This window comes from Microbacterium sp. NPDC064942 (assembly GCF_049545525.1).
GTDB classification, from domain to species: domain Bacteria; phylum Actinomycetota; class Actinomycetes; order Actinomycetales; family Microbacteriaceae; genus Microbacterium; species Microbacterium gawkjiense.
Genome location: NZ_JBMWDR010000005.1, coordinates 194669 through 218958, shown reverse-complemented (window position 1 = coordinate 218958; position 24290 = coordinate 194669). Strand labels below are relative to the sequence as shown.

General features: G+C 69.9%; 28 protein-coding genes and 1 tRNA gene. 11 read left to right on the top strand and 18 right to left on the bottom strand.

The features are described 5' to 3' along the window. Window positions 1-321: transposase (locus ACPEH2_RS10735; protein ID WP_423718658.1), on the bottom strand; the 321-nt coding region annotated here is incomplete at its 3' end. Between the two features lie 212 nt (window positions 322-533). On the opposite strand from ACPEH2_RS10735, the gene ACPEH2_RS10730 reads away from it, so the two are divergent. From ACPEH2_RS10730 to ACPEH2_RS10720, 3 genes are all read left to right on the top strand, one after another. Then, entirely contained in the window at window positions 534-830 is a 297-nt protein-coding gene (locus tag ACPEH2_RS10730) for a hypothetical protein (RefSeq protein ID WP_404446885.1), read from the top strand. After that, window positions 827-1231: a four-helix bundle copper-binding protein gene (locus tag ACPEH2_RS10725; protein WP_253034706.1), complete on the top strand. Its 405-nt coding sequence runs from the start codon at window positions 827-829 to the stop codon at window positions 1229-1231. Before ACPEH2_RS10730 ends, ACPEH2_RS10725 begins: the two co-directional genes overlap by 4 nt. Window positions 1232-1360: 129 nt before the next feature. Next, entirely contained in the window at window positions 1361-1981 is a 621-nt protein-coding gene (locus tag ACPEH2_RS10720) for a DUF305 domain-containing protein (protein ID WP_311283633.1), read from the top strand. A gap of 206 nt (window positions 1982-2187) precedes the next feature. Here ACPEH2_RS10720 and ACPEH2_RS10715 read toward each other — a convergent pair whose 3' ends face one another. Beyond that, window positions 2188-3018, bottom strand: a complete 831-nt coding sequence (locus ACPEH2_RS10715; RefSeq protein WP_423718657.1) for an HAD-IC family P-type ATPase — start codon at window positions 3016-3018, stop codon at window positions 2188-2190. A 40-nt stretch (window positions 3019-3058) separates the two neighbouring features. Here ACPEH2_RS10715 and ACPEH2_RS10710 point away from each other — a divergent pair, with 40 nt between their 5' ends. Next, on the top strand, window positions 3059-3565 hold the full coding sequence (locus ACPEH2_RS10710) for a hypothetical protein (RefSeq protein WP_423718656.1): 507 nt from the start codon (window positions 3059-3061) through the stop codon (window positions 3563-3565). A gap of 194 nt (window positions 3566-3759) precedes the next feature. On the opposite strand, the gene ACPEH2_RS10705 is transcribed toward ACPEH2_RS10710, so the two are convergent. The 10 genes from ACPEH2_RS10705 to rplU form a co-directional block, all read right to left on the bottom strand. After that, window positions 3760-3835 (bottom strand) — tRNA-Ala (locus ACPEH2_RS10705). Window positions 3836-3907: 72 nt separating this feature from the next. Then, window positions 3908-4285, bottom strand: a complete 378-nt coding sequence (gene rsfS, locus ACPEH2_RS10700) for a ribosome silencing factor (protein ID WP_423718655.1) — start codon at window positions 4283-4285, stop codon at window positions 3908-3910. Beyond that, window positions 4285-5517, bottom strand: a complete 1233-nt coding sequence (locus tag ACPEH2_RS10695; protein ID WP_423718654.1) for a hypothetical protein — start codon at window positions 5515-5517, stop codon at window positions 4285-4287. Before ACPEH2_RS10695 ends, rsfS begins: the two co-directional genes overlap by 1 nt. Beyond that, the gene (nadD, locus tag ACPEH2_RS10690; RefSeq protein WP_064002209.1) at window positions 5514-6110 is read right to left on the bottom strand and encodes a nicotinate-nucleotide adenylyltransferase; all 597 of its coding nucleotides are present in this window, start codon (window positions 6108-6110) and stop codon (window positions 5514-5516) included. Before nadD ends, ACPEH2_RS10695 begins: the two co-directional genes overlap by 4 nt. A 10-nt stretch (window positions 6111-6120) precedes the next feature. Further along, window positions 6121-6345 (bottom strand): hypothetical protein, encoded by a 225-nt coding sequence (locus ACPEH2_RS10685; RefSeq protein ID WP_217531486.1) that lies wholly within the window; start codon window positions 6343-6345, stop codon window positions 6121-6123. Between the two features lie 44 nt (window positions 6346-6389). Continuing rightward, on the bottom strand, window positions 6390-7649 hold the full coding sequence (locus ACPEH2_RS10680; RefSeq protein ID WP_217531487.1) for a glutamate-5-semialdehyde dehydrogenase: 1260 nt from the start codon (window positions 7647-7649) through the stop codon (window positions 6390-6392). Between the two features lie 42 nt (window positions 7650-7691). Then, window positions 7692-8522, bottom strand: coding sequence for a glutamate 5-kinase (gene proB, locus ACPEH2_RS10675; protein WP_064002212.1), 831 nt, complete (start codon window positions 8520-8522; stop codon window positions 7692-7694). Continuing rightward, window positions 8519-10024, bottom strand: a complete 1506-nt coding sequence (gene obgE / locus ACPEH2_RS10670) for a GTPase ObgE (protein WP_423718653.1) — start codon at window positions 10022-10024, stop codon at window positions 8519-8521. The genes proB and obgE overlap by 4 nt, the downstream gene beginning before the upstream one ends. 71 nt (window positions 10025-10095) lie before the next feature. Then, a complete protein-coding gene (gene rpmA / locus ACPEH2_RS10665; RefSeq protein ID WP_064002214.1) occupies window positions 10096-10353 on the bottom strand; it encodes a 50S ribosomal protein L27 in 258 nt (85 codons plus the stop codon). 21 nt (window positions 10354-10374) lie between these two features. Further along, window positions 10375-10683, bottom strand: coding sequence for a 50S ribosomal protein L21 (rplU, locus tag ACPEH2_RS10660; protein ID WP_064002215.1), 309 nt, complete (start codon window positions 10681-10683; stop codon window positions 10375-10377). A gap of 211 nt (window positions 10684-10894) precedes the next feature. Here rplU and ACPEH2_RS10655 point away from each other — a divergent pair, with 211 nt between their 5' ends. Further along, window positions 10895-11167, top strand: coding sequence for a DUF4031 domain-containing protein (locus ACPEH2_RS10655; protein WP_217531489.1), 273 nt, complete (start codon window positions 10895-10897; stop codon window positions 11165-11167). A gap of 9 nt (window positions 11168-11176) precedes the next feature. On the opposite strand, the gene ACPEH2_RS10650 is transcribed toward ACPEH2_RS10655, so the two are convergent. Next, window positions 11177-13519, bottom strand: coding sequence for an Rne/Rng family ribonuclease (locus ACPEH2_RS10650; RefSeq protein ID WP_423718652.1), 2343 nt, complete (start codon window positions 13517-13519; stop codon window positions 11177-11179). A gap of 302 nt (window positions 13520-13821) precedes the next feature. On the opposite strand from ACPEH2_RS10650, the gene ACPEH2_RS10645 reads away from it, so the two are divergent. Further along, a complete protein-coding gene (locus ACPEH2_RS10645) occupies window positions 13822-14427 on the top strand; it encodes a vitamin K epoxide reductase family protein (RefSeq protein ID WP_366212971.1) in 606 nt (201 codons plus the stop codon). A 53-nt stretch (window positions 14428-14480) separates the two neighbouring features. Here the strand turns inward: ACPEH2_RS10645 and ndk are convergent, their stop codons facing one another. Genes ndk through ileS form a run of 4 tightly spaced genes read right to left on the bottom strand, consistent with a single transcriptional unit; the run spans window position 14481 to window position 20017 of the window. After that, window positions 14481-14897: a nucleoside-diphosphate kinase gene (ndk, locus tag ACPEH2_RS10640; RefSeq protein ID WP_064002219.1), complete on the bottom strand. Its 417-nt coding sequence runs from the start codon at window positions 14895-14897 to the stop codon at window positions 14481-14483. A gap of 1 nt (window position 14898) precedes the next feature. Then, the gene (locus ACPEH2_RS10635; RefSeq protein WP_253034893.1) at window positions 14899-15294 is read right to left on the bottom strand and encodes a DUF4233 domain-containing protein; all 396 of its coding nucleotides are present in this window, start codon (window positions 15292-15294) and stop codon (window positions 14899-14901) included. Beyond that, the gene (locus tag ACPEH2_RS10630) at window positions 15291-16643 is read right to left on the bottom strand and encodes a bifunctional folylpolyglutamate synthase/dihydrofolate synthase (protein WP_423718651.1); all 1353 of its coding nucleotides are present in this window, start codon (window positions 16641-16643) and stop codon (window positions 15291-15293) included. Before ACPEH2_RS10630 ends, ACPEH2_RS10635 begins: the two co-directional genes overlap by 4 nt. Further along, on the bottom strand, window positions 16640-20017 hold the full coding sequence (gene ileS, locus ACPEH2_RS10625; RefSeq protein WP_423718650.1) for an isoleucine--tRNA ligase: 3378 nt from the start codon (window positions 20015-20017) through the stop codon (window positions 16640-16642). The genes ACPEH2_RS10630 and ileS overlap by 4 nt, the downstream gene beginning before the upstream one ends. A gap of 221 nt (window positions 20018-20238) precedes the next feature. Here ileS and ACPEH2_RS10620 point away from each other — a divergent pair, with 221 nt between their 5' ends. Together ACPEH2_RS10620 and ACPEH2_RS10615 are read left to right on the top strand one after the other, a co-directional pair. After that, window positions 20239-20901 carry a hypothetical protein gene (locus ACPEH2_RS10620; protein WP_253034896.1) on the top strand — a complete coding sequence of 221 codons (663 nt, stop codon included), beginning with the start codon at window positions 20239-20241 and terminating at the stop codon, window positions 20899-20901. Then, window positions 20898-21410, top strand: a complete 513-nt coding sequence (locus ACPEH2_RS10615; RefSeq protein WP_217531494.1) for a GNAT family N-acetyltransferase — start codon at window positions 20898-20900, stop codon at window positions 21408-21410. Before ACPEH2_RS10620 ends, ACPEH2_RS10615 begins: the two co-directional genes overlap by 4 nt. Here the strand turns inward: ACPEH2_RS10615 and ACPEH2_RS10610 are convergent. Continuing rightward, window positions 21407-21820: an OsmC family protein gene (locus ACPEH2_RS10610; protein ID WP_217531495.1), complete on the bottom strand. Its 414-nt coding sequence runs from the start codon at window positions 21818-21820 to the stop codon at window positions 21407-21409. The genes ACPEH2_RS10615 and ACPEH2_RS10610 overlap by 4 nt on opposite strands. Window positions 21821-21868: 48 nt before the next feature. Here ACPEH2_RS10610 and ACPEH2_RS10605 point away from each other — a divergent pair, with 48 nt between their 5' ends. Genes ACPEH2_RS10605 through ACPEH2_RS10595 form a run of 3 tightly spaced genes read left to right on the top strand, consistent with a single transcriptional unit; the run spans window position 21869 to window position 24156 of the window. Then, complete coding sequence (locus ACPEH2_RS10605) at window positions 21869-22612, top strand: methionine ABC transporter ATP-binding protein (RefSeq protein WP_217531496.1); 744 nt, start codon at window positions 21869-21871, stop codon at window positions 22610-22612. Continuing rightward, a complete protein-coding gene (locus ACPEH2_RS10600; protein ID WP_253034897.1) occupies window positions 22609-23301 on the top strand; it encodes a methionine ABC transporter permease in 693 nt (230 codons plus the stop codon). The genes ACPEH2_RS10605 and ACPEH2_RS10600 overlap by 4 nt, the downstream gene beginning before the upstream one ends. Window positions 23302-23346: 45 nt before the next feature. Further along, the gene (locus ACPEH2_RS10595; RefSeq protein WP_359919337.1) at window positions 23347-24156 is read left to right on the top strand and encodes a MetQ/NlpA family ABC transporter substrate-binding protein; all 810 of its coding nucleotides are present in this window, start codon (window positions 23347-23349) and stop codon (window positions 24154-24156) included. Window positions 24157-24290: the final 134 nt, after the last annotated feature.

Below are 24290 nucleotides of genomic sequence, written 5' to 3'. Positions count from 1 at the left end.
ATGCGCGCGGGCGATCGTGGAGTCCACCGACAGCGACCACTCCACCAGCCCCGCCTCGTCCGCGGCGGCGGTGAGTGTGGCGAGCACCTTGTCCCGGGTGCCTTCCGTGGCCATGCGGTGATGCCAGGTCCATACCGTCTGCCACGGCCCGAACACCTCCGGCAGATCCCGCCACGCGATCCCGCACCGATACCGGTAGACGATGCCCTCGACCATCAACCGCGCGTCCGCGAAGGGCCGTCCCCTGCGCCCGGTCGGGCGCGGCAGCATCTCCTCGAGCAACGACCACTGAGCATCCGAGAGCACCTGAAACCGCGTCACGACCTCAGACTCTCAGCGCGCCGCCGAACTATTTGTCAGACACGCCCTAGGTCGCGACGGCGGCACGACATGGGAGCCGGTGGCCTTCACGGGCGAGAATGACTTCCACGTTCTCACCGCCGCACCGGACGCATCATCGCCACGACGCCCGACGGGCCTCAGGTCAGTACCGACCAAGGGCGACGTTCGGACCGCTGCCAGACAGCCCGATCATGTCCCTCATCGCTGTGTCCCCGGACGGCCAGCAACTGATCGGCGTGGGAAGCAAAGGCAGCTCGGAGAGGAGCACGACCCGCGATCTATCGTGGCGAAACATCGGCACGGCGCACGGCTCCGCGCAGGCATTCGCCATTACCGACGCTGGCGACATTCTCATCGTCGATGACAGCGGACCCAGCCAGCTGCCCTCCACCTATCGAAAAATTACAAGCCCCTCCGTCCATCCTCGACCTCGCTTTAGCGTGACCGCATTGGGGGAAGTGCCCCCGAAGAAGGAAGAGCCGCCATGACTGTTGCAGATCAGATGCTCGCCACCCACCCGAAAGTCGGTTTCGCCGCAGCACAGGACGCCCTTCTGCGCTGTATCGAGGCGTGCGCCGAATGCGCCCAGGCATGTACCGCCTGCGCGGACGCATGCCTCGGAGAAGACATGGTCGCGGAGCTCGTTACATGTATCCGGAAGAACTCGGACTGCGCAGACATCTGCGCCGCCACAGGTGCAGTGCTCTCCCGCCAAACCGCACCGGATGTTGCAACGGTTCGCGCCCTGCTCGAAGCCTGCCGCACCGCCTGCGCGTCCTGTGCCGCCGAGTGTGAACAGCACGCAGACATGCATGAGCACTGCCGCGTGTGCGCCGAATCCTGCCGCCGCTGCGAGGAGGCATGCACCGACCTTCTCGCCGCTCTCTAAAGCGGCCCAGGTTCGCAGTCCTCCTGCGAGCACTACCCGCCATTGGCGGTCGCTGACGGGACGGTCGATGCCGCAATCGCCCGCCCCGTCACCGTCGCCGCACCCCCTCCCATCCGAACAGGAGACGTCATGACCGCGAACGACCACCACGACCCCCAGCAGAACGACCGAAGCGCAGCGACCGGCGATCACAGCCAACAAGGTCACTCCACGCCCTGGAAGATGTATCTGCGATTCGGGGCGATGATCCTCACCGGAATGGTTGTCATGTACTGGGTGATGTTCGTCGGCTCGTGGGAGTGGAGCCACGTCCGCTTCAGCGAAAGCCGCGTCTTCATGGCCCTGACCATGGGCGGTGCGATGGGGTTGGTCATGCTGGCGTGGATGCTCAACATGTACAAGAGCGTCAAAGCGAACATCGCCGTCGCCACAGTTAGCGTCCTGCTGCTCGCCGGCGGAGTCGCGCTTGACCGCAGTCAGATCACCGTGGACGACACCGCCTGGATGAACGCGATGATCCCCCACCACTCCCTCGCCATCACCCGCTCCGAACGTGCACAGATCCAGGACGTTCGCGTCTGCGAACTCGCCGCCGAAATCAGCGCGGCGCAGCGCAACGAAATCCTCGAGATGAACTGGCTCATCGACGACATTGCGAGCAACGGCATCGCTGGAACCCCCGAAGAGGCGCAGGCACGTCCCGCCCCAACATTCGATGAGACAGCTCTGCGAGAGTGCCCCAAGGAGTAGCTCGTCCAGATCTGCATGACCCGAGTGCGGTCATGACCTAGGAGCGAGCGTCATCACGTTGGCTGCGCCGAAAACGATCGTTTGTGGCATGCGCCGCGGCGATCGCGAAGTGAGCCCCCGAAACCCCGCACCGTTTCAGAACCTCGTTTCGGGACAGATGGAGTCGGTGCGGGGTTTCGGCACGGCGGGTCGGTGTGGGGAGTCGATCAGTTCCACGCCGAGCGACGGAGTAGCCGGAGTCCGTTGAGGGCGACGATGACGGTCGATCCCTCGTGGCCGGCAACGGCGAGAGGAAGCGGCAGCGTTCCGATCAAGTCCCACAGGACGAGTGTGGCGATGAATGTCCCGGCGATGATCAGGTTAGCGATGACGAACCGGCGCGCCCGCCGGGAGAGGGTGATGACGTTGGGAATCGCGCTGAGGTCGTCGCGGATGATGATCGCGTCGGCGGTGTCGAGCGCGAGGTCCGATCCATGGCGTCCCATAGCGACACCGACGCTTGCGGTTGCCAGCGCGGGTGCGTCGTTCACCCCGTCGCCTACGACCATGACGGCCGTCCCTGATGCTTGCAACCCGCGCACGACGTCAGCCTTGTCCTGCGGGAGCAGCCGGGCGTGCACCTGGGCGATGCCGGTCTGCGTGGCGACCTCACGAGCGGTCGCGTCGTTGTCACCCGTGAGAAGGTGGACGCGGCCGGTTGTGACGGCTGAGAGTCGTTCGACGACGGCGGCTGCGTTCGAACGGAGGGCGTCGTCGAGGACGATTGTTCCGATGGGTTCGCCGTCGACGGTAACGGTGACGACGGTTCCGATCCGGTCGGTGTGCTCACTTGCGTCCTGCGCGACGCGCACAAGCCGACCGTCGACGGTGCCCTCGACACCCACGCCGGGGATCGCCCGGAAGTTGGTCGCGGCCGGTATGTCGAGGTGCACGGCCGCGCGAACGATCGCGTAACCCAGCGGGTGCTCGCTCTGCTGCTCAACGGCTGCCGCAAGCTGCAAAATCGTGTCCGCATCGTGTGTGCCGAGGGGGTCCACGGTGCGAACGATGGGCGCACCTTGGGTCAGAGTGCCGGTCTTGTCGAACGCAGGTCGACCAGGCGGCAATGACGGCGAATCGGTACCCATTCGCAGGGGCCCCGGCGACCCGGTGCTCTCAGGGACGGTCAACGGCACCGGAGCGCGCCGGGTGCGCGTGGGACGTCCAGCCTCGGAGTCGGTCATCGCCCGTGTCGTGGCGCTGGTTGAGACGGCATCTGCCACCAAGGCAAAAACTCAGCTGTTCATCGAAAAGGTCGAACAGCGTTACTCGGTGGGCGTCGTTGTCGCCACGCTTGTGGTGTTCTTCCTCCCTCTTGCGCTGGGTGAGGACTTCCAAGCGCGCAACCGCGCCAGACAGGTGCGCGTCGCGGCCGGCGTCATCGGGGAACACGTCGAAGATCCCGAAGGAGGACGGGCCGAGACGGATCGCGAACCACCCGATGGTGGCCGGCTCCTCCTCGACGAGTCCTCGCCCGATGCCGAGGAATTCCTGGACCTCGTCTTCCTTGCCGGGCAGGGCCTCCAGCCTGACAACGAGACGTAGTTGCCGAGTCCCGACTGTGAGGTGCCACCGCTGTCCATACAGCGAAAGTGCGCGGGGATTGCCGCGTACCTTGCAGATAGCTCTAGGAGCTCGAAAGCGCCCTGCGGCTACTCGGCGAAGTGACCAGTACTCGACTACCAAACATTCAAACCCCTCGATCGGGGAGTGAAGTTTCGGTGCTTTACCGGGAGTTTTGGTGGACCTGAGGGGACTCGAACCCCTGACCCCCTGCATGCCATGCAGGTGCGCTACCAGCTGCGCCACAGGCCCTTGGTCGCCGCTCGCGGCAACTCATTCAGCTTACTACACGCCGAGGAGTGCTCTGAACACGAGGCGACATCGTCACTCGCTCGGAGTGGGCTCCGCGATCGTCACAGGGATGACCGGGCAGTCCTTCCACAGGCGCTCGAGCCCGTAGAAGACTCGCTCCTCCTCGTGGAAGACGTGCACGACGACGTCGCCGAAGTCCAGCAGCACCCAACGCGACTCGTCGCGGCCTTCGCGGCGCAGACGCTTCTGCCCGGCCTCGAGCATCTTGTCCTCGACCTCGTCGGCGATGGCGGCAACATTGCGCTCGCTGTTTCCCGTCACGAGGAGGAACGCGTCGATGAGCGGGAGCGGACCGGAGACGTCGAAGGCGACGAGATCCGTGCCGCCCTTGCTGTCGGCGGCGGCGGCGGCCACCTGGACGAGTTCGTGCGTGTGCTCTGCAGCGACCATCAGAAACTTCCGTTCACAAGGATGAGGACGAGCACTGTCGCGATGGCGAGCCCGAGGGCTCCGGCGCAGATCGCGAGTGTCATCATGAGGCGGCTGCCCTTTTCGGGCGCCGGGGGGCGGATGATGTCATCCGCACTCTTGATCGTACTGATCGCGGCCGACGCGGCGATCGGGGTGGGCGACGACGCCGGCGGGAGTTCCCCGTCCATGAGGGCGGCGTCGGCATCCTTCCCGTCGGAGACCCCGGGGGCTCCACCGGTCGAGCCGAACGTGTCGGGCAGCTGGTAGCTGCCCGTGATGATCAACTCACCGGTACCGAGGATCGGGACCGACAGCGAGCCGGTGTCGGGCGTCTGCGACAGGATGAGGGCGTTCGGCGCGGAGGCGGACCCGCTCCCTCCCCGGGTCAGCAGGTGGTCGAACGACGGCGGCAGTTCGACGTGCGCCGCCCCGTCCTCGAGCAGCTGCGCGCCGAGATCGGGCGCGACGACGCGCGCCGGCTCCTGCTCCTCGTCGTGCGCCTCCGTCTCCTTGCGCTCCGCGGGTTCGGCGGCGGCGGCGTCGGCCGGTTCGTCGGCTCCCGCCTCTGCGGGCGCGTCGTCCTGTGCGCGCTCCTCCTCGGCGAGGTTCTCGTGCTCCGCGGACTCGTCGCCGTGGGCCGCGGGCTCCTCGTCGTCGACATCGTGCGCGTCCTCGTCGACATCGTGCGCGACCTCGTCGACGGCTCCGTGCGCGTCCTCGTCGACGGCTCCGTGCAGCGGCTCGGCCTCGATCTCGTCCGCGGGCTCATCGACAGCAGGCTCGTCCGCCGCTGCAGGCTCCTCGAGGTGTTCGATGTCCTCGGCGTCGACGACGTCGGAAGCACCCTCAGGCGCCTCATCTCCGGCGTCGGCCTCGGTCTCCGAGGTGGGGACGTCGCCGGTGTCGGTCGGGATCACCTCGACGGTGCCGGTGCGCAGCTTCTCCAGCAGACGCGCCTGTCGCCGCGTGACGGGACGCGCGTCCGGGTCGAGGTCGGAGAGATCGTCGAGCGCGATCGGCGTCCGCTCGGGCGCGACCTCGGCTTCGTGGGCGGCGGCCGCCTCGGCCGCTTCCTCCGCGGCGGCATCCGACATCTCGGCATCCGCCTGCGCCTGCTCGGGCGTGATGATGGGCGTGGATGCCGTGTTGCGCAGCTCGCGCAGTTGGCGCCGGGTGAGCGGCGGAGTGCTCGGCTGGTCAGGTGTGCTCATGCCTTGCTCCGATACAGGTGATGCTTCGCGATGTATTGGACGACGCCATCCGGGACGAGGTACCAGACGGGGTGTCCACGGCTCACGCGAGCGCGGCAGTCGGTGGAGGAGATCGACAGGGCGGGGATCTCGAGCTTGCTGACGTCCTCAGCCGGCAGCCCGTCGACGCTGAGCGTGTGCCCCGGACGCGACACCGCCACGAAGTGCGCGAGCTCCCACAGCTCGGCGACGTCGCGCCATCCGAGGATCTGCGCGATGGCGTCGGCCCCGGTGATGAAGAAGAGGTCGGCGTCGGGCCGCTGCGCCTTGAGGTCCCGCAGGGTGTCGATCGTGTAGGTCGCCCCGGTCCGGTCGACGTCGACGCGGCTCACGGTGAACATCGGGTTGGATGCCGTCGCGATGACGGTCATCAGATACCGGTGCTCCGCCGAGGAGACGCCCGACTTCTGCCATGGCTGACCGGTCGGGACGAAGATGACCTCGTCGAGATCGAACGACTGAGCGACCTCGCTCGCCGCCACGAGGTGGCCGTGATGGATCGGGTCGAACGTGCCGCCCATCACACCGATACGCGGTGCGCGCGTGGTTGCCATGGACACGGCCTCAGTGGTGGCCGTGGCCCGCCTGCTGCACGGGGTTCTTCGCGGCGTACGCCTCGGCCTTGTGCGCGTGGCGGTTCGCCACGTTGCGGTACGACACCGACACGAGCGCGAGCAGCAGGAAGAGCACGAAGGCCACCACACCGTAGACGAAGGTCGTGGCCATGACGTTGCCGCCCTGGTGCTCGGCCTCCGCCGCAGCGGAAACGATGGTCGTCGCGAGATTCATTCGGGCTCCGTTCGAGGGGTCGGGTGCAGGAACAGTTTAGGTGGTCAGGAGCGGATCTGCCCGGCGCCCCGCGCCAGCCACTTGGTGGTCGTCAGCTCCGGGAGGCCCATGGGGCCCCGCGCGTGGAGCTTCTGCGTCGAGATGCCCACCTCAGCGCCGAAGCCGAACTCGCCGCCGTCGGTGAAACGGGTCGACGCGTTGACCATGACGACCGCGGCATCCACCTCGGCGAGGAACCGCTCCGCGGCCGCGTCGTCGGCCGTGATGATCGACTCGGTGTGCTGTGTCGAGTAGCGCCGGATGTGCGCGAGGGCCTCGTCGAGGTCGTCGACGACACGCACCGAGATGTCGAGGCTCATGTGCTCAGTCGCCCAGTCGGCCTCCGTCGCGGGGACCACATCGGCCGCCAGTGCCGCGGTGGCGTCGTCGCCGTGGACGGTGACCCCCTGGGCCTGCAGAGCGGCCACCACGGGCGGCACGAGGCGCTCGGCGGCGCCCCGATGCACCAGCAGAGTCTCGACGGCGTTGCATACGCTGGGGCGCTGCACCTTCGCGTTGACGGCGATGTCGGTCGCCCACTCGAGCGGAGCCGATTCGTCGAGGACGATGTGCACGACGCCCGCACCGGTCTCGATGACCGGCACCGACGACTCCGTGACGACCGTCTCGATCAGCTGCGCGCTGCCGCGCGGGACGAGGACGTCGACGAGTCCGCGGGCGCGCATGAGCGCCCGCGCGCCGTCCCGACCGAAGTCGTCGACGGTCTGGATGGCCTCGGGGTCGACGCCGGCCTCGGCGAGGGCGCCGCGCATGACGGCGATGAGGGCCGCGTTCGAGGACTGCGCAGCGCTCCCGCCGCGAAGGACCACGGCGTTGCCCGACCGCAGCGCGAGGGCGGCGATGTCGACGGTCACGTTGGGGCGGGCCTCGTAGATCGAGCCGATCACCCCGAACGGGACGGACACCTTCTGCAGGTGCAATCCGTTGGGCAGGACGCGCTCATCGAGCACGCGACCCACGGGGTCAGGGAGCTCGGCGACGTCGCGCACGGCGGCAGCGAGGGCGCGCACCCGCTGATCGTCGAGCGTCAACCGATCGAGCAGGCCGGTCGAGAGGCCGTCGGCGCGGCCGCGCGCCAGGTCCTCGGCGTTGGCGGCGACGATGGGCGCGATGTTCGCCTCGATCGCGGCGGCGATCGAGCGCAGGAGGTCGGCCTTGGCGGCATCCGTCAACAGACCCAGGGACCGGGACGCGGTGCGCGCCGCGTGCATGCGCTCCTGGGGGGTGGTCGCGGTGATCGTCATCCGCCAAGTCTAGAGCGGACGGATGCCGCCGCTCCCCCCGTGTCAGGCCTCGGGAACCCGCACGGACCCGGTGATCGACGGCGCGGCCGGATGCGGGTTCGGCGCGAACCACGTGCCCACCTCGTCGCCGCGGAGCGCCGCGTGCACGAGATCGGCGCTCGTGACGAGCACCGCGATCCCCGCAGCGGACGCGAGCCGGGCCGCCGACACCTTCGTGGCCGCTCCCCCGGTGCCGACGCTGTTCACGACGACGGAGCCGAACTGGTACCCGGCGAGGTCGTCACCGAAGTCGACGCGCGTGATGGGGACGGCGCCGGGCTCGTCGGGCGGGCGGGTGTAGAGCGTCTCGATGTCGCTCAGCAGCACGAGTGCGTCGGCCCCGATCAGCTGGGCGACGAGGGCGGCGAGCCGGTCGTTGTCGCCGAAGCGGATCTCGTGGGTCGCGACGGTGTCGTTCTCGTTGACGATCGGCAGGATCCGCAGACCCAGCAACCGCTCCATCGCGCGTCGCGCGTTCGAGCGGTGCGTCGGGTTCTCGAGGTCGCCCGCCGTCAGCAGGACCTGACCCGCGACGATCTCGAACGGGCGCAGCGCCTCCTGGTAGCGGTAGATGAGGACGTTCTGCCCCACCGCGGCCGCCGCCTGCTGCGTGGCGAGGTCGCTCGGACGCGCGTCGAGGAGCAGGAACGGCATGCCTGTGGCGATGGCACCGGAGGAGACCAGCACGACCTCGGTGCCGCGCGCGTGCGCCTCGGCGAGGGCATCGACGATCGGTCCGATCTTGCCGGCGTTCTCACCGCTGATCGAGGACGACCCGACCTTCACCACGACACGGCGTGCGCCGGCGAGGCCTGCGCGGTCCTGCAGCGTCACGACGCGTCCTCGTCCTCCCCGCGGGCCGCGAGGCGCTCGGACTCGAGCTCGGCGCGGGCCTCGGCCTTCGCATCCATCCGCTCGTGATAGCGGTCACGGCGCTGGGACGTCGTCCGACGCGGGTTCAGATCGAGTCGGGGGTCGGTGCCGCGGGGTGCGGTCATGAGCTCGGCCGCGGACCCGAGGGACGGGTGCCAGTCGAACACGATGCCGTCGCCGGGGCCGATCACCACCGTCGACCCGGCCTGCGCGCCGGCCTTGAAGAGGCCGTCCTCGACGCCCAGCTTCTCGAGGCGGTCCGCCAGGAATCCGACGGCCTCCTCGTTCTGGAAGTCGGTCTGCTGCACCCAGCGCACCGGCTTGTCGCCGAGGATGCGGTAGATGTTGCCGTACGTGCCGCCCTCGACGCGGATCTCGAAGTCCTTCGTCGAGCCCTTCGGGCGGATCACGACGCGCTCCGGCGCGGGCGCGGCAGCGAGGGCCGCGCGGTGCTCCTCGACGATCTCGCCGAGCGCGAAGGTCAGCTGACGCAGACCGTCGCGGCTGACGGTCGAGATGTCGAACACGCGGAAGCCGCGCGCTTCGAGCTCGGGCCGGACGAGGTCGGCGAGGTCCTTCGCCTCGGGGACGTCGAGCTTGTTGAGTGCGACGAGCTGCGGACGCTCCAGCAGGGGCACCTGGCCCTCGGGCACGGGGTAGGCCCCGAGCTCGGCGAGGATCACGTCGAGGTCGCTGAGGGGATCGCGACCGGGCTCGAGCGTCGCGCAGTCGAGGACGTGCACGAGCGCCGTGCAGCGTTCGACGTGGCGCAGGAACTCGAGTCCGAGACCCTTGCCCTCGCTGGCACCCTCGATGAGGCCGGGCACGTCGGCGACGGTGTACCGCGCATCGCCTGCCTGGACGACTCCGAGGTTCGGGTGGAGCGTCGTGAACGGGTAGTCGGCGATCTTGGGCCGCGCGGCGGAGATCGCCGCGATCAGGCTCGACTTGCCGGCGGACGGGAAGCCCACGAGGGCGACGTCGGCGACCGTCTTCAGCTCGAGGTGGACATCCCCCTCCCAGCCGGGCGTGCCGAGCAGCGCGAAGCCGGGGGCCTTGCGCTTGGGGTTCGCGAGCGCCGCGTTGCCGAGACCGCCCTGCCCACCCGGCGCGACCACGAAGCGGATGCCGGGGGTCGCCATGTCGATGAGGGTCTCACCGCTGTCGTCTTTGACGACCGTGCCGACCGGGACGGTGAGCTCGAGGGGCTCGCCATTCGCGCCGGAGCGGTGGTCGCCCATCCCGAAACCGCCGTTGCCGGCCGAGCGGTGCGGCGAGTGGTGGTACGACAGGAGCGTCGTCACCTGCGGGTCGGAGACGAGGACGATGTCACCGCCGTGCCCACCGTTGCCGCCATCGGGGCCGGCGAGCGGCTTGAACTTCTCGCGCTTGACAGAGACGCAGCCGTTGCCGCCCTTGCCCGCGCGCAGATGCAGCGTCACGCGGTCGACGAACGTCACCATGCGATGTCTCCTATCAGGGGAAAAGACGAGGGGCGGGCCGTAGCCCGCCCCTCATGAAGGATTGCGTCCGATTACTCGGCGACCGACACGATGTTGACGACCTTGCGGCCGCCCTTCGTGCCGAACTCGACCGCGCCCGCGGCCAGCGCGAACAGCGTGTCGTCGCCACCGCGGCCGACACCGGCGCCCGGGTGGAAGTGGGTGCCGCGCTGACGGACGATGATCTCGCCGGCGAGGACCTGCTGGCCGCCGAAACGCTTCACGCCGAGGCGCTGTGCGTTGGAGTCACGACCGTTACGGGTGGAGCTCGCGCCCTTTTTGTGTGCCATCTCTCGTGTCCTCTCGGCTTCTTACTTGATGCCGGTGATCTTGACGCGCGTGAGGTCCTGGCGGTGGCCCTGGCGCTTCTTGTAGCCGGTCTTGTTCTTGAACTTCTGGATGACGATCTTCGGGCCGCGCTCCTCGCCGAGGACCTCGGCGGTGACCTTGACCTTCGCGAGCTTGTCGGCGTCGGTCGTCACGGCGTCGCCGTCGACGAACAGGACGGCGGGGAGCTCGATCTTGTCGCCGACCTTCGCCGCCTGACGGTCGAGGACGACGATGGTGCCGACCTGGACCTTCTCCTGACGGCCACCGGCGCGCACAACTGCGTAAACCACTTCACACCTTGTTTCTTCTGTGGAGCGCTCGGCTCCGATTGTCTGATGAGACTGGAAGTCGTGGTGCGGAAGCCAGGCTCTGCGTCGCAACTGCCTGCGACACGTGACGCACCAAGGAGCCAGAATACCCGATCGCCGCAGTGAGGGCAAAAGCGCGGCCCGGCGCGCCGCGGGCGGTCCCCCTCGCGCGGCGCGGTCATATGATCGGCGGATGGCCATCCTCGTCGACTCCGCGATGTGGCCGGCGCACGGCAGGCTCTGGGCCCACATGGTCTCGGACAACGACCTCGACGAGCTCCACGCCTTCGCGGCGACCCACGGCATCCCGCCCCGCGCCTTCGACCGCGACCACTACGACGTCCCCGAGGACGCGATCGATCGCCTCGTGGCGGGCGGTGCGGAGCGCGTGAGTGCGCACGACCTGGTCCGTCGGCTGATCGCCTCGGGACTGCGCGTCACCGCCCGCGAGCGCCGCGGACGGTGACGTGCGCGTTCAGTCCTCGGTCGGGGTCTGGACGGGCGTGCCGGTCAGCGCGGCGGTCGTCACGCGACGACGCGCGCGCCCCTGACCGGGCGCCTTCGGCTCGGGCAGCGCCTCGAGCACCGAGTCGAGCAGGCGGTCGGCGTCGGTCTTGGCGGGCTCCGCCTTCTTGCGGCGCGGGCGCTTGGGCCGCTCGGGACGCTCGGCGACGGGCTCCTCCGCGACGACAGCGGTGGGCTCCTCGTGCGGCTGGATGGTGGATGCCGCGATCTGCGCGAGCGCGGACTTCACACCCTCGGTGATCACGTGCGTGCCGCCGGGTGCCGGTGCGGCGGCGGCGCCGTTCTGCGCCGGCGCGGAGCCGCCGTTCTGACGCGGGCGCCGGTTGTTGCCGTTGCCCCCGCCGGACGAAGTGCGGTGCTTGACGACCGGGTCGTGGTGCACGATGACGCCGCGACCGGCGCACACCTCGCACGCCTCACTGAAGGTCTCGAGCAGCCCGAGGCCGATCTTCTTGCGGGTCATCTGCACGAGGCCGAGCGAGGTGACCTCGGCGACCTGGTGCTTCGTCCGGTCGCGGCTCAGGCACTCGACGAGGCGGCGCAGGACGAGGTCGCGGTTGGACTCGAGCACCATGTCGATGAAGTCGACGACGATGATGCCGCCGATGTCGCGCAGCCGCAGCTGGCGGACGATCTCCTCCGCGGCCTCGAGGTTGTTCTTGGTGACGGTCTCCTCGAGGTTGCCGCCCGTGCCGACGAATTTGCCGGTGTTGACGTCGACGACCGTCATGGCCTCGGTGCGGTCGATGACGAGCGATCCGCCGGAGGGCAGCCACACCTTGCGGTCGAGCGCCTTCTCGATCTGCTCCGTCACGCGGAACACGTCGAACGGGTCCTGCTTCCCCTCGTACTTCTCGATGCGCTCGAGCAGGTCGGGGGCGACGCCGGTGAGGTAGGACGTGATCGTCTGGTACGCCTCATCTCCCTGGATGAGCATCTTGCGGAAGTCCTCGTTGAAGACGTCGCGGACGATCTTGACGAGCAGGTCGGGCTCGGAGTGCAGGAGCGCGGGCGCCTGGCCCGTCTGAGCCTGCGTGCTGATGTGCTCCCACTGCGAGGTGAGGCGCTGCACGTCGCGGGTGAGCTGCTCCTCGGTGGCTCCCTCCGCCGCGGTGCGCACGATGACGCCCGAGGACTCCGGGAGGACCTCCTTGAGGATCTTCTTGAGGCGGGCGCGCTCGGTGTCGGGGAGCTTGCGCGAGATGCCGTTCATCGCGCCGCCGGGCACGTACACGAGGTAGCGGCCAGGGAGCGAGATCTGGCTGGTCAGTCGCGCACCCTTGTGGCCGACGGGGTCCTTGGTGACCTGCACGAGGACGCGGTCGCCGGACTTGAGGGCGAGTTCGATCCGGCGCGGCTGGTTGCCGGTCTCGACGGCATCCCAGTCCACCTCGCCCGAGTACAGCACGGCGTTGCGACCGCGACCGATGTCGACGAAGGCCGCCTCCATGCTGGGGAGCACGTTCTGCACGCGGCCGAGATAGACGTTGCCGATGAGGGAGGCGTCCTGGTTGCGCGCGACGTAGTGCTCGACGAGGACGTTGTCCTCGAGCACGGCGATCTGGATGCGGCCGCCGCGCGAACGAACGATCATGTCGCGGTCGACCGACTCGCGGCGCGCGAGGAACTCCGCCTCGGTGACGACGGCGCGCCGACGGCCCGCCTCGCGTCCGTCGCGGCGACGCTGCTTCTTGGCCTCGAGGCGCGTCGAGCCCTTGATGCGCTGCGGCTCGGTGATGACCTCGACGACGCGACGACGCGGCGCCGCGGGCTCGTCGTTCTGTTCGGACGTGTTGCCGCCGCCGCGCCGGCGGTTGCGGCGACGCGATCCCCCGGATGCCTCGGCTCCGGCGTCGTCGCGGTCGTCACGATCGTCGCGCGACAGGGCCGGGAGCGGGGCGACCTCGGGAGCGTAGAAGTGCAGCGCGGTCGACACCGCGGAGACGAACTGCTCCGGGAGCAGACCGAGGCTCACGGCGGTGGGGATCGCGGGGGCGGCGGGCTCTTCCGGTGCCCCCGGCGCTTCCGCCGCGGGCGTCTCGGTCACGGGCGCCTCCTCCGCGGGCGCCTCGGTCCCGTGCGCCTCTTCGGCGGGCGCCTCCGCGGCCGGAGCCACCTCGGCGGGGGCCTCGACCTCGACGGCCGCGTCCACGGGCGCGTCCTCGGTCGGCTCGGCGGGCTGCGACTCCGCCTCGACGGGCTGACCGGTCTCGGTCCCGCCGTCGGCGTCGTGAGGCGTCAGAACGCCCTCGGTCGCATCGGATGCTGTCGTGTCGTTCGTCTCATCTGCCATCTCTGGCTTACTCCCAGCCGACGGCTCCGCGTGCCGTCCGGCGAAAATCGGGCGGCTCCGCTCCGGTCTCGGAGGTGTGCCGCGAACTCATCTGGTCTGCAGCCGATCCCCGCACTCGCGGCGGGGTGATGCTGCGCGGGCGTTGCTCGCCCGAAGTCTTCTGGTGACATCCTGGCGGCGCGGCCGCGGGGACGTCGACCCCCATTATCCCACTTCCCGAGCCGGAGCCGTGACCGACGCCCTCGGATCTGCACGGCCGGCGCCTCAGGGAGCGGATCACGCGCGGTGCGATAATCGCCCGCATGCCCTCCCCGAGCCGCACCTCCCGCCCGACCGTGTTCGCCCTGTGGCTCATCTTCGCCGGCGTCGTGGGCTGGTTCGCCGCCTTCCAGCTGACCACCGAGCGCTTCCATCTCCTCGAGAATCCCGGGTCGGCGGCATCCTGCGACATCAGCCTGCTCGTCCAATGCGGCAAGAACCTCGAATCGGCGCAGGGGTCGGTGTTCGGGTTCCCGAACCCGATCCTCGGACTGACGGGCTGGGTCGCGCCGATCATCGTCGGTGCGGCGCTGCTGGCCGGCGCGCGCTTCGCGCGGTGGTTCTGGGTGCTGTTCGGGGTCGGCGTCACCGCCGCCTTCGCCTTCGTCCTCTGGCTCATCTCGCAGAGCATCTTCGTGCTCGCGACCCTCTGCCCATGGTGCATGGTCACGTGGTCGGTGACGATCCCGACGTTCTTCGCCGTCGCCGTGCATCTGGTGCGGGTCGGCGCGCTGCCGGCCTCCGCGGCCGCACGCCGTCGCGCGGACGCCCTGATGGCGTGGACGCCGCTCATGGCGATCGTCGCCTTCGCCATCATCGGGGTGATCGCGCAGGTGCAGCTGGACTGGATCTCGGAGTTCACCCGCTGACACGACGAAGCGCCCGCCCCGATGACGGGACGGGCGCTCTCATTGACCGCGGGTCAGTCGAACCAGATGGCGAGCTCGCGGTTCGCGGACTCGACGCTGTCGCTGCCGTGGACGAGGTTCTGCTGGACGGCGAGACCCCAGTCGCGGCCGAAGTCGCCGCGGATGGTGCCCGGTGCCGCCGTGGTCGGGTCGGTGGTGCCGGCCAGGGAGCGGAACCCCTCGATGACGCGGTTGCCGGCGAGGCGGATGGCGACCGAGGGCCCCGACATCATGAACTCGAGCAGCGGCTCGTAGAAGGGCTTGCCGGCGTGCTCGGCGTAGTGCTGCTCAAGACGCTCGCGGTCGGGCTCGACGAGGCGGATGTCGACGAGCGAGTACCCCTTCGCCTCGATGCGGGCGAGGATCGCGCCGGTGAGTCCGCGGGCGACCCCGTCGGGCTTCACCAGGACGAGGGTCTGTTCGGTGGCCATGTCAGTCTCCGTTCTTCTCCGCCTCGGCGGCGAGTGAGGCGTTGCGCGCATCGAGCGCGCCGCCCTTGATGGTGCCATAGACGTACAACGCGCCGAAAACGGCCGCCGCGATGAGGAGCGCGGGCACGAGGATCGCCCCGAGCGCGATGACGACCTGCAGGGCGCCGCCGGCGATGACCGCCCAGCGGTACCGGGTGACCCCTGCGAGGGCGATCATCAGGACGCCGAGGACGACACCGCCGACGATCCCCCACCACGGCTCGATGCCCTCGGGCAGCGCGCGCAGGCCGTAGACCGCGAGCCCGGCCAGGAACGCGACGATCGACTCGAACCCGAGGATGACCGAGAGGAGCGACTCCCGGGCGCCGCGCCGGCGGCGCACGCGTGGCCCGCTCACGCCTCGTACCCCGACTTCCAGTCCTCCGCCTCGGCGAGCACGACGGCTTCGCCGGCGAGCACGACGCTGCCGGCGATGACGACGGCCCGGCGGTCGGATGCCGCAGCCCACGCACGCGCGGCCTCGGCGGCATCGGCGAGGTCGCGGTGGACCGTCACGGGTGTCTCGGTCTGCTCGACGAGGTCGGCGACGGCATCCGGTTCCTCCGCCCGGTCGGACTCGGGCGCCGTGGCGAACACGTGCGCGACGGCGGGCGCGAGCGTGCCGACGATGCCGGCGACGTCCTTGTCGGCGAAGGCGCCGAGAACGAGGCCCCACTCGTCGAAGTCGAACGACTCGCCGAGCGCTGCGACGAGCGATCGCGCGCCATGCGGATTGTGGGCGCTGTCCACGAGCACGGTGGGCGCGACTCCCACGAGCTGCAGGCGCCCCGGCGAGGTGGCGGCACCGAGTCCGTCGGCCAGCACATCGGGGGCGATCGGCTGCGTGCCACCGCCGATGAGCGACTCGACCGCGGCGATCGCGAGGGCGGCGTTGCGCCCCTGGTGCGCGCCGTAGAGGGGCAGATACAGCTCCTCGTAGGTCGCGGCGAGTCCGCGGACCGTGAGCAGCTGACCGCCGACCGCGAGCTTCTGGTCGAGCAGGCCGAACTGCTCGCCCTCGACGGACAGGGACGCGCCCTGAGCCCGCGCGGCCGTCGTCAGCACGCTGAGGGCCGCGGGTTGCTGCGCCGCCGAGACGGCAGCCGCGTTCGGCTTGATGATCCCGGCCTTCACCGTCGCGATCTCGGCGATCGTGTCGCCGAGCTTGTCGGCGTGGTCGATGTCGATGGGGGCGAAGACCGCGACGTCGCCGTCGGCCGTGTTCGTCGAGTCCCACGCGCCGCCCATGCCCACCTCGATCACGGCGACGTCCACGGGGGCGTCGGCGAACGAGACGAAGGCGAGCACGGTGAGCAGCTCGAAGAAGGTGAGCGGCGGCTCGCCCTTGCCGTCGAGCTCCTCGTCCACCAGCGCGACGATCGGGGCGATCTCGTCCCACGCGTCGGCGACCGCGGCATCGGCGATCGGCTCGCCGTCGATCATGATCCGCTCCGTGAACCGCTCGAGGTGAGGGCTGGTGAACAGCCCCGTGCGCAGTCCGTGGGCGCGCACGATCGATTCCGCGATGCGGCTCGTCGACGTCTTGCCGTTCGTGCCCGTCACGTGGATGACGCGGTAGGTCCGCTGCGGATCGCCGAGGAGCTCGAGGGCGCGGCGGGTGCGCTCGACGCGGGGCTCGACCCACCGCTCGCCCTGCCGCTGCAGGAGCGCCGCGTAGACGGCATCCGCTCGGGTCCGGTCGCTCATGAGGTCGCTCCGATCCGGCGGACGCCGATGGTGAGGTCGCCGGCGTTCGCGTACGTGCCGGCGGGGACGGATGCCGTGTACTCGGGGCTCGAGCGCAGGGCCTCGCCGCGCAGCGTGTCGCCGTCGGCGGTCGCGACGAGGTCGGCGACCGACAGCGTCTCGCCCGCGACGTCGGCGACGTCGAACGCCGCGGCGACGGCTTCGGCGTCGGCACGGTCGGCGAAGGTGAGCTGCAGCGCGATGCGGTCGCTCACCTCGAATCCGGCCGCCTTGCGGGCGTCCTGCACGGCGCGGATGACGTCGCGCGCGAGGCCTTCGGCCTCGAGCTCGGGCGTCGTCGTGGTGTCGAGCAGGACGAAGCCGCCGCGCGGAAGGAGCGCGATCGCGGTGCCCTCGGCGACGCCGCCCGCCTCGAGCGTGAGGTCGTACTCCCCCGGCTCGAGCGCGATGCCGTCGACGACGACAACGCCGCCCTCCTCGCTCCACAGGCCCGCCTTGGCGCCCTTGATGACGTGCTGCACCTGCTTGCCCAGGCGCGGCCCCGCGGCGCGCGCGTTGACCGCGAGACGCTGGCTGATGCCGTACTGCTCGGCCAGGCCGTCGGTGAGCTCGACGACCTCGACCGCCTTGACGTTGAGCTCGTCGCGGACGATGTCCTCGAACTGCGCGAGTCCGTCGGCGCCCGTCACCGCGACCGTCAGCGACGCGAGGGGCAGACGCACGCGCTTGCCCTCCTTCTTGCGCAGCGCGTTGGCGACCGACGAGACCTCGCGGACGGTGTCCATGGCTTCGCGGATGTCGGATGCCGCGGCGAACCGCTCGGCGTCGGGCCAGTCCTCGAGGTGCACGCTGCGACCCCCGGTGAGTCCCTGCCAGACGCGCTCGGCGACGAGCGGGATGAGGGGCGCTGCGACGCGGGTGAGCGTCTCGAGGACCGTGTAGAGCGTGTCGAACGCCTCGGTCGTGCTCGGGTCGGCGGCATCCACCCCCACCCAGAACCGGTCGCGGGAGCGCCGGATGTACCAGTTGGTCAGCGCCTCGGCGAACTCGCGGAGCTTCGCGGCGGCCATCGTCGAGTCGAGCGCCTCGAGGTCGGCGGCGACGTCGCGGACGAGGTCGCCGGTGAGCGCCAGGATGTGACGGTCGAGGACGTTCGTGGAGTCCGTGCGCCAGACGGCCTCGTACCCCTCGCCGTCGGGTCCGCCGGCCGCGTTCGCGTACGTCGAGAAGAAGTACCAGGCGTTCCACAGCGGCAGGAGGAACTCGCGCACGCCCGAGCGGATGCCCTCCTCGGTGACGACGAGGTTGCCGCCGCGCAAGACGGACGAGCTCATCAGGAACCAGCGCATCGCGTCGGAGCCGTCGCGGTCGAAGACCTCGCTGACGTCCGGGTAATTGCGCAGGGACTTCGACATCTTCTGCCCGTCGCTGCCGAGGACGATGCCGTGGCAGGCGACGCCCGAGAACGCGGGGCGATCGAACAGCGCGCCCGACAGCACGTGCATGACGTAGAACCAGCCGCGGGTCTGCCCGATGTACTCGACGATGAAGTCGGCGGGGGCGTGCTCGTCGAACCACTCGCGGTTCTCGAACGGATAGTGCACCTGCGCGTACGGCATCGAGCCGGAGTCGAACCACACGTCGAACACGTCCTCGATGCGGCGCATCGTGGATGTCCCGGTCGGGTCGTCGGGGTTCGGCCGGGTCAGGTCGTCGATGAACGGGCGGTGGAGGTCCACCTCGCCGGCCTCGTTCACCGGCAGGCGACCGAAGTCGCGCTCGAGGTCCTCGAGCGAACCGTAGACGTCGACGCGCGGGTACTCGGGGTCGTCGCTCTTCCACACCGGGATCGGCGAGCCCCAGAACCGGTTGCGGCTGATCGACCAGTCGCGCGCGCCCTCGAGCCACTTGCCGAACTGCCCGTGCTTGACGTTCTCGGGCGCCCACGTGATCTGCTCGTTGAGTTCGACGAGGCGGTCCTTGATCGAGGTGACCCGCACGAACCAGCTCGAGACGGCCTTGTAGATGAGGGGGTTCCGGCAGCGCCAGCAGTGCGGGTACGAGTGCTCGTACGACGCCTCGCGCAAGAGGCGCCCCTCGGCCTTCAGCAGGCGGATGAGGGGACGGTTCGCGTCCATCCACAGCTCGCCGGCGACGTCGGTCACCTGCGGCAGGAAGCGTCCGCCGTCGTCGAGGCTCATGATGAGCGGGATGCCGGCGGCCCCCGTCACACGCTGGTCGTCCTCACCGTAGGCCGGGGCCTGGTGGACGATGCCGGTGCCGTCGGTCGTGGTGACGTAGTCGTCGACGAGGATGCGCCAGGCGTTCTGCGTGCCCCACGTCTCTTCGTCGGCGTAGTAGTCGAACAGGCGGTCGTACGCGACGTCGGCGAGCTCCGCTCCGCGGACCGTCTGGTCGACGGCGGCGCGCGCCTCCTGGGCGGAGGCGTATCCCAGGTCCTTCGCGTAGTTCGCGAGGAGGTCGGCGGCGAGCAGGTAGCGGTGGGACTGCCCCTCGAGGGCGTCCTCGTGAACGTCGGCGGCGCCGGCGGGACCGCCCGGCAGGACCACATACTCGATGTCGGGTCCGACGGCGAGCGCGAGGTTGGTCGGCAGGGTCCACGGCGTCGTCGTCCAGGCGAGCGCACGGACGGCGGTGAGGCCCAGGGCCTCGGCCTTCGCGCCGACGAGCGGGAAGGTCACCGTCACCGACGGGTCCTGGCGCATCTTGTAGACGTCGTCGTCCATGCGCAGCTCGTGGTTCGACAGCGGCGTCTCGTCGCGCCAGCAGTACGGCAGCACGCGGTGCCCCTCGTAGGCGAGGTTCCTGTCGTAGAGCTCCTTGAAGGCCCACAGCACCGACTCCATGTACCCGGTGTCGAGCGTCTTGTAGCCGCGCTCGAAGTCGACCCAGCGGGCCTGCCGGGTGACGTAGTTCTCCCACTCCTGCGTGTACTCGAGCACGGAGGAGCGCGCCTTCGCGTTGAAGGCGGCGATCCCCATGTCCTCGATCTCGCTCTTCTCGGTGATCCCGAGCTGCTTCATCGCCTCGAGCTCAGCGGGGAGGCCGTGCGTGTCCCACCCGAAGACCCGGTCGACCTTCTTGCCGCGCATGGTCTGGAAGCGCGGGAAGAGGTCCTTCGCGTAGCCGGTGAGGAGGTGCCCGTAGTGCGGCAGGCCGTTGGCGAACGGCGGACCGTCGTAGAACACCCACTCGTCGGCGCCGTCGCGCTGCGCGATCGAAGCGCGGAACGTGTCGTCCTGCTCCCAGAACGCGAGGACCTCGCGCTCGAGGTCGGGGAAGCGCGGGCTCGGGACGACGGCCGCGGGCGCGTCGGCGGCCGGGCCGAAGGCGGAAGGTCGGGGGTAGGTCATGTCACTCCTGCAGGTCTGCTCCTGCGAGGACGATCCGGAGACCGCGGTACCACCCCGCTTGATGCCACCCGGATCCGGGGGCACCCACTCACCTGCGGCGATGACGGGCCTGCCCCGCTCGGTTCTACTGGGCGGCGGACCGCTGTTCTTCCGAGAGCTCCCCGGTGATGGCCGGATCGGTGCTGATGTCCACAATCATACCGTCGGCATAGCCTGGCGTCATGGCCCGCCCCCGCACCCGTCCCGAGCCGCCCCGCATCCCCGATCCCGATCTGCCCCGCGCGCTCGAACCCGCGACGCTGCGCCGGTCGGGCGCGTTCTCCGAGGCGCGCATCGACCTCGACCCCGGAACGACGGATGCCGCGCACAGCCGCATCAGCGAGAGCGTCGTGGCCCCGGCATCCGTTCACTCCATCGATCTGACCGGCGCGATCCTGGCGGACGTCGTCCTCGACGCGGTGTCGACAGCCGAGCTGGTCGCCCGCGAGGGGACGTGGCGGACGGTCGTGGTGCGCGGCGGGCGGATCGGCACGCTCGACCTCTCGCGAGCGCGGTGCGACGGCCTCGTCCTCGACGGCGTCCGGGTCGACTACCTGACGGGTGGGGGCGCGACCCTGCGCGACGTCGAGGTGAGCGGATGCCGCATCGGCACCCTCGACCTGCCGGGCGCCCGCGTCGAGCGGATGCGGTTCGGGGGGACGTCGGTGGACGAGATGGACGTCAGGGAGTGGCAGGCGAGCGACGTCGACCTGCGCGGCGCCGAGGTGCTGTCGTTCACGGATGTCCGGATGCTGCGCGGCGTGACCGTGACCGCCGACCAGGCGGCCTCGCACGCACTCGCGCTCGCGGCATCCCTCGGGATCGACGTCCGGACCGGCGAATGAGGCTGCGTACTGCCCGGTTGGTTCTCCGAGACATGGGCGAAGACGATCTGCCGGCGCTCCGGACGATCCTCACCGACCCGGTTGCGATGACCGCCTACGAAGGGGCCTTCGCCGAGGCGGAGTGCCGGGCGTGGCTCGATCGCAACCTGCAACGTTACGAGGAGGACGGGTTCGGGCTCTGGGCGGTCGAGCTCGCCGCCGAGCCGGGCGGGATGATCGGCCAGTGCGGGATCACCCGCCAGCGGATCGAAGACGTCGAGGTCCTGGAAGTCGGGTACCTCTTCCAGCGGGCGCACTGGCATCGAGGATACGCGACCGAGGCCGCCGCGGCGTCACGCGACTGGGCCTTCCGCAACCTCGACGCCCCGACCGTGTGGGCAAAAGTCCGCGACACGAACATCGCGTCCATGAACGTCGCCATCCGCCTCGGGATGACGGTCCGTCGCCGCTTCGTCACCCGCTACCGAGGCGTAGACATGCCGCACCTCGGTTTCGCCGTGGACCGCTAGGAGGCCCACTCCTCCGCACGGATGCCGACGGTCGCCGCACCCTGCAGCAGGCGGGAGATCGGGCATCGATGGTGGGCGGCAGCGACGAGTTCCTCTGTCTCGGCGAGGGTGCGTCCCTCGGCGGAGACGAAAGCGGTGACGTGGAACTCGTAGCCGCCGCGCTCCGGGGAGTCGTGGAGCTCGACCTCGACGCGGACCCGAGTCCGGTGCGCGGCCTTCACGATCGCCTGCAGGGTGGCGTCGAGGCAGGTGGCCCAGGCGAGGGCGAGCAACTGCTCGGGATTGCTGCGCGACAGGTCCGCATCGGGGCTCAGCGGGTTCGAGACCGCGACCTCCAGGCCGCCGACGACCCGGCTGACACCCGTCCCGCCGTCGTCGTTGATCGCCTCGGTCCGGTACCTGGTGCTCATGGCAGAACTATAATTGGACTTCATCCAACAACGTTCTGAGGTCCGTCCGTGCTGCCTGCGCCCCCTGTCGAGCTCGCTCGCGCAGGTGTGGAGTACCCCGGAGGCGTCCGCGGTCTCGCGGACGTGGACCTGACCGTCGCGGACCGCGAGATCCTCGGCGTCATCGGCGAGAGCGGCGCCGGGAAGAGCACCCTCCTCTCGGTGCTGACGGGTGAGGTCGCCGCCACCTCCGGCACGGTCAGCGTGCTCGGCCAGGATGTCGGACGGCTCGGTCGAACGGGGCTCCGCAGCCTGCGGCGCGAGATCGGCGTCGTCTTCCAGGGCGTGCATCTCCTCGCGAATCGCACCGTGCGGCAGAACGTCGACCTCCCGCTCGCCCTCCGCCCCCGGAGCGAGCGGTCAGCCCAGGCCGTCGATGATGCGCTGCGCTTCGTCGGGCTCGACCACCGGGCCGACGCGTATCCCGCCCAGCTGAGCGGTGGTCAGCGCCAGCGCGTCGGCATCGCCCGCGCCCTCGTGACGCGCCCCCGGCTGCTGCTCTGCGACGAGCCCACGTCGGCGCTCGACGCGGCGACCGCCGGCGAGGTGCTCGATCTTCTGCGCGACGCCCGCGATCGCTTCGGGACGACCGTCGTGATCGTCACCCACGACCTCGACGTCGTCCGCTCGATCTGCGACCGCGTCGCCCTGTTCGACGACGGCCGGCTCGTCGAGATCCTCGCGGTCTCCCCGACCGCACGCGGCGAGCGCGAGACGTACCTCGATCGCGCGCGACGGGAGCTCGGCGCATGAACGACCCCGACGACGTCCTCGCCTCGCTCGGAGCGTCGCTGGCCGAGCGCGGCGACGACCTCATCGAGGCCCTGGGCGAGACCGGCTACATGCTCGGCGTCTCGCTGGCGGCCGCCGTGCTGCTCGGCCTGCCCCTCGGCGCCGCCGTCTACCTCACCCGACCCGGGGGCATCCGCTCGCAGCGGGTCGTGTGGACCGTCGCGAACGTCCTGATCAACGTCATCCGCTCGTTCCCGTTCCTGCTGCTCGTCGTGTTCCTCGTGCCGGCGACCCGGGCGATCTACGGCACCACCTTCGGCACGCCCGCTGCGACATTCTCGCTGTGCGTCGTCGCCGTCGCCGTGTACGGCCGGCTGGTCGAGCAGATCCTTCGCGAGGTGAGCCCCGGCATCCCCCGCGTCGCGCAGACCCTCGGGGCCACGGTGCCGCAGACCGTGTGGCGCTTCTTCCTGCCCGAGGCGCTGCCGGGTCTCGTGTACGCGCTGACCTCGGCGAGCATCAGCCTGCTGTCCTACTCGACCGTCCTCGGCGTGGTCGGCGGCGGCGGGATCGGAGACTTCGCGCTGCGGTACGGCTACCAGGAGTACGACGACGCGCTCATGTACTTCACGATCCTCGTCATCCTCGCCATCGTCCTCGTGATCCAAGCGGTCGGGCAGCGGATCTCGGTCCGCCTCGACCATCGCTGAGCGTCCGCCACCACCGGCATCCACCCCCATCCCACAAGGAGCACCATGTCCCCGCGCCGCCTCACCCTCGCCGCCGCCCTCACGGCCGCCGCCGTTGCCCTCCTGGCCGGCTGCGCCTCACCCGCCGCACCGGGCGGTGAGCAGGTGCAGACGCTGCGGGTCGGCGCCGTCACCTCGCCCATGACCGACGTCGTCGAGGCCGCGGCCGACCAGATCGAGGACGGCTACGCCATCGAGCTCGTCGAGGTCGCCGACTACGTCACGATCAACAAGATGCTCGCCGCCGGCGACATCGACGCGAACTTCTCGCAGCACGAGCCCTACATGCAGGAGTTCAACGCCGCGAACGACGCATCGCTGACAGCGGTCCAGCCGATCTACAACTTCACGATCGCGTTCTACTCGAAGACGATCGACGACATCGCGGACCTGCCCCAGGGGGCGACCGTCGCGATCCCGAACGACGCCTCCAACACCGGCCGCGCGCTGAAGATGCTCGCCGACGCGAAGATCGTCACCCTCGCCGAGGGCGTCGACCCGTACGAGGCGACCGTGGACGACATCGCCGAGAACCCGAAGGACCTGCAGTTCCTCGAACTCCAGATCAACCAGCTCAACACGGCGTACGACGAGGCCGACCTGGTCTTCCAGTGGCCGTCCCACATCGCCGCCCTCGGCCTCACCCCGCAGGACGACGGGCTGCTGACCGAGCTCGACGACCGCTTCGCCCTGCAGCTGGTCGTTCCCGAGGAGGACGCGGATGCCGCCTCCACCGAGGCGCTCATCGACGCGTTCACGAGCGACCCGGTGCGCGAGATCATCGACGGCAACGAGACGATCGACGCCGCGTTCTGACGCGCTGACGCCGGCCGCGGCGCGTGGGGCGTCGCTGTGCGGAGGTTCGCGAGGAGATGACGCGTCCCGAGGGGCGGATCCCGGCATCCGCTCCTCGATGACCTCCATCTCCTCGCGAAGCGTCACCGACAGCG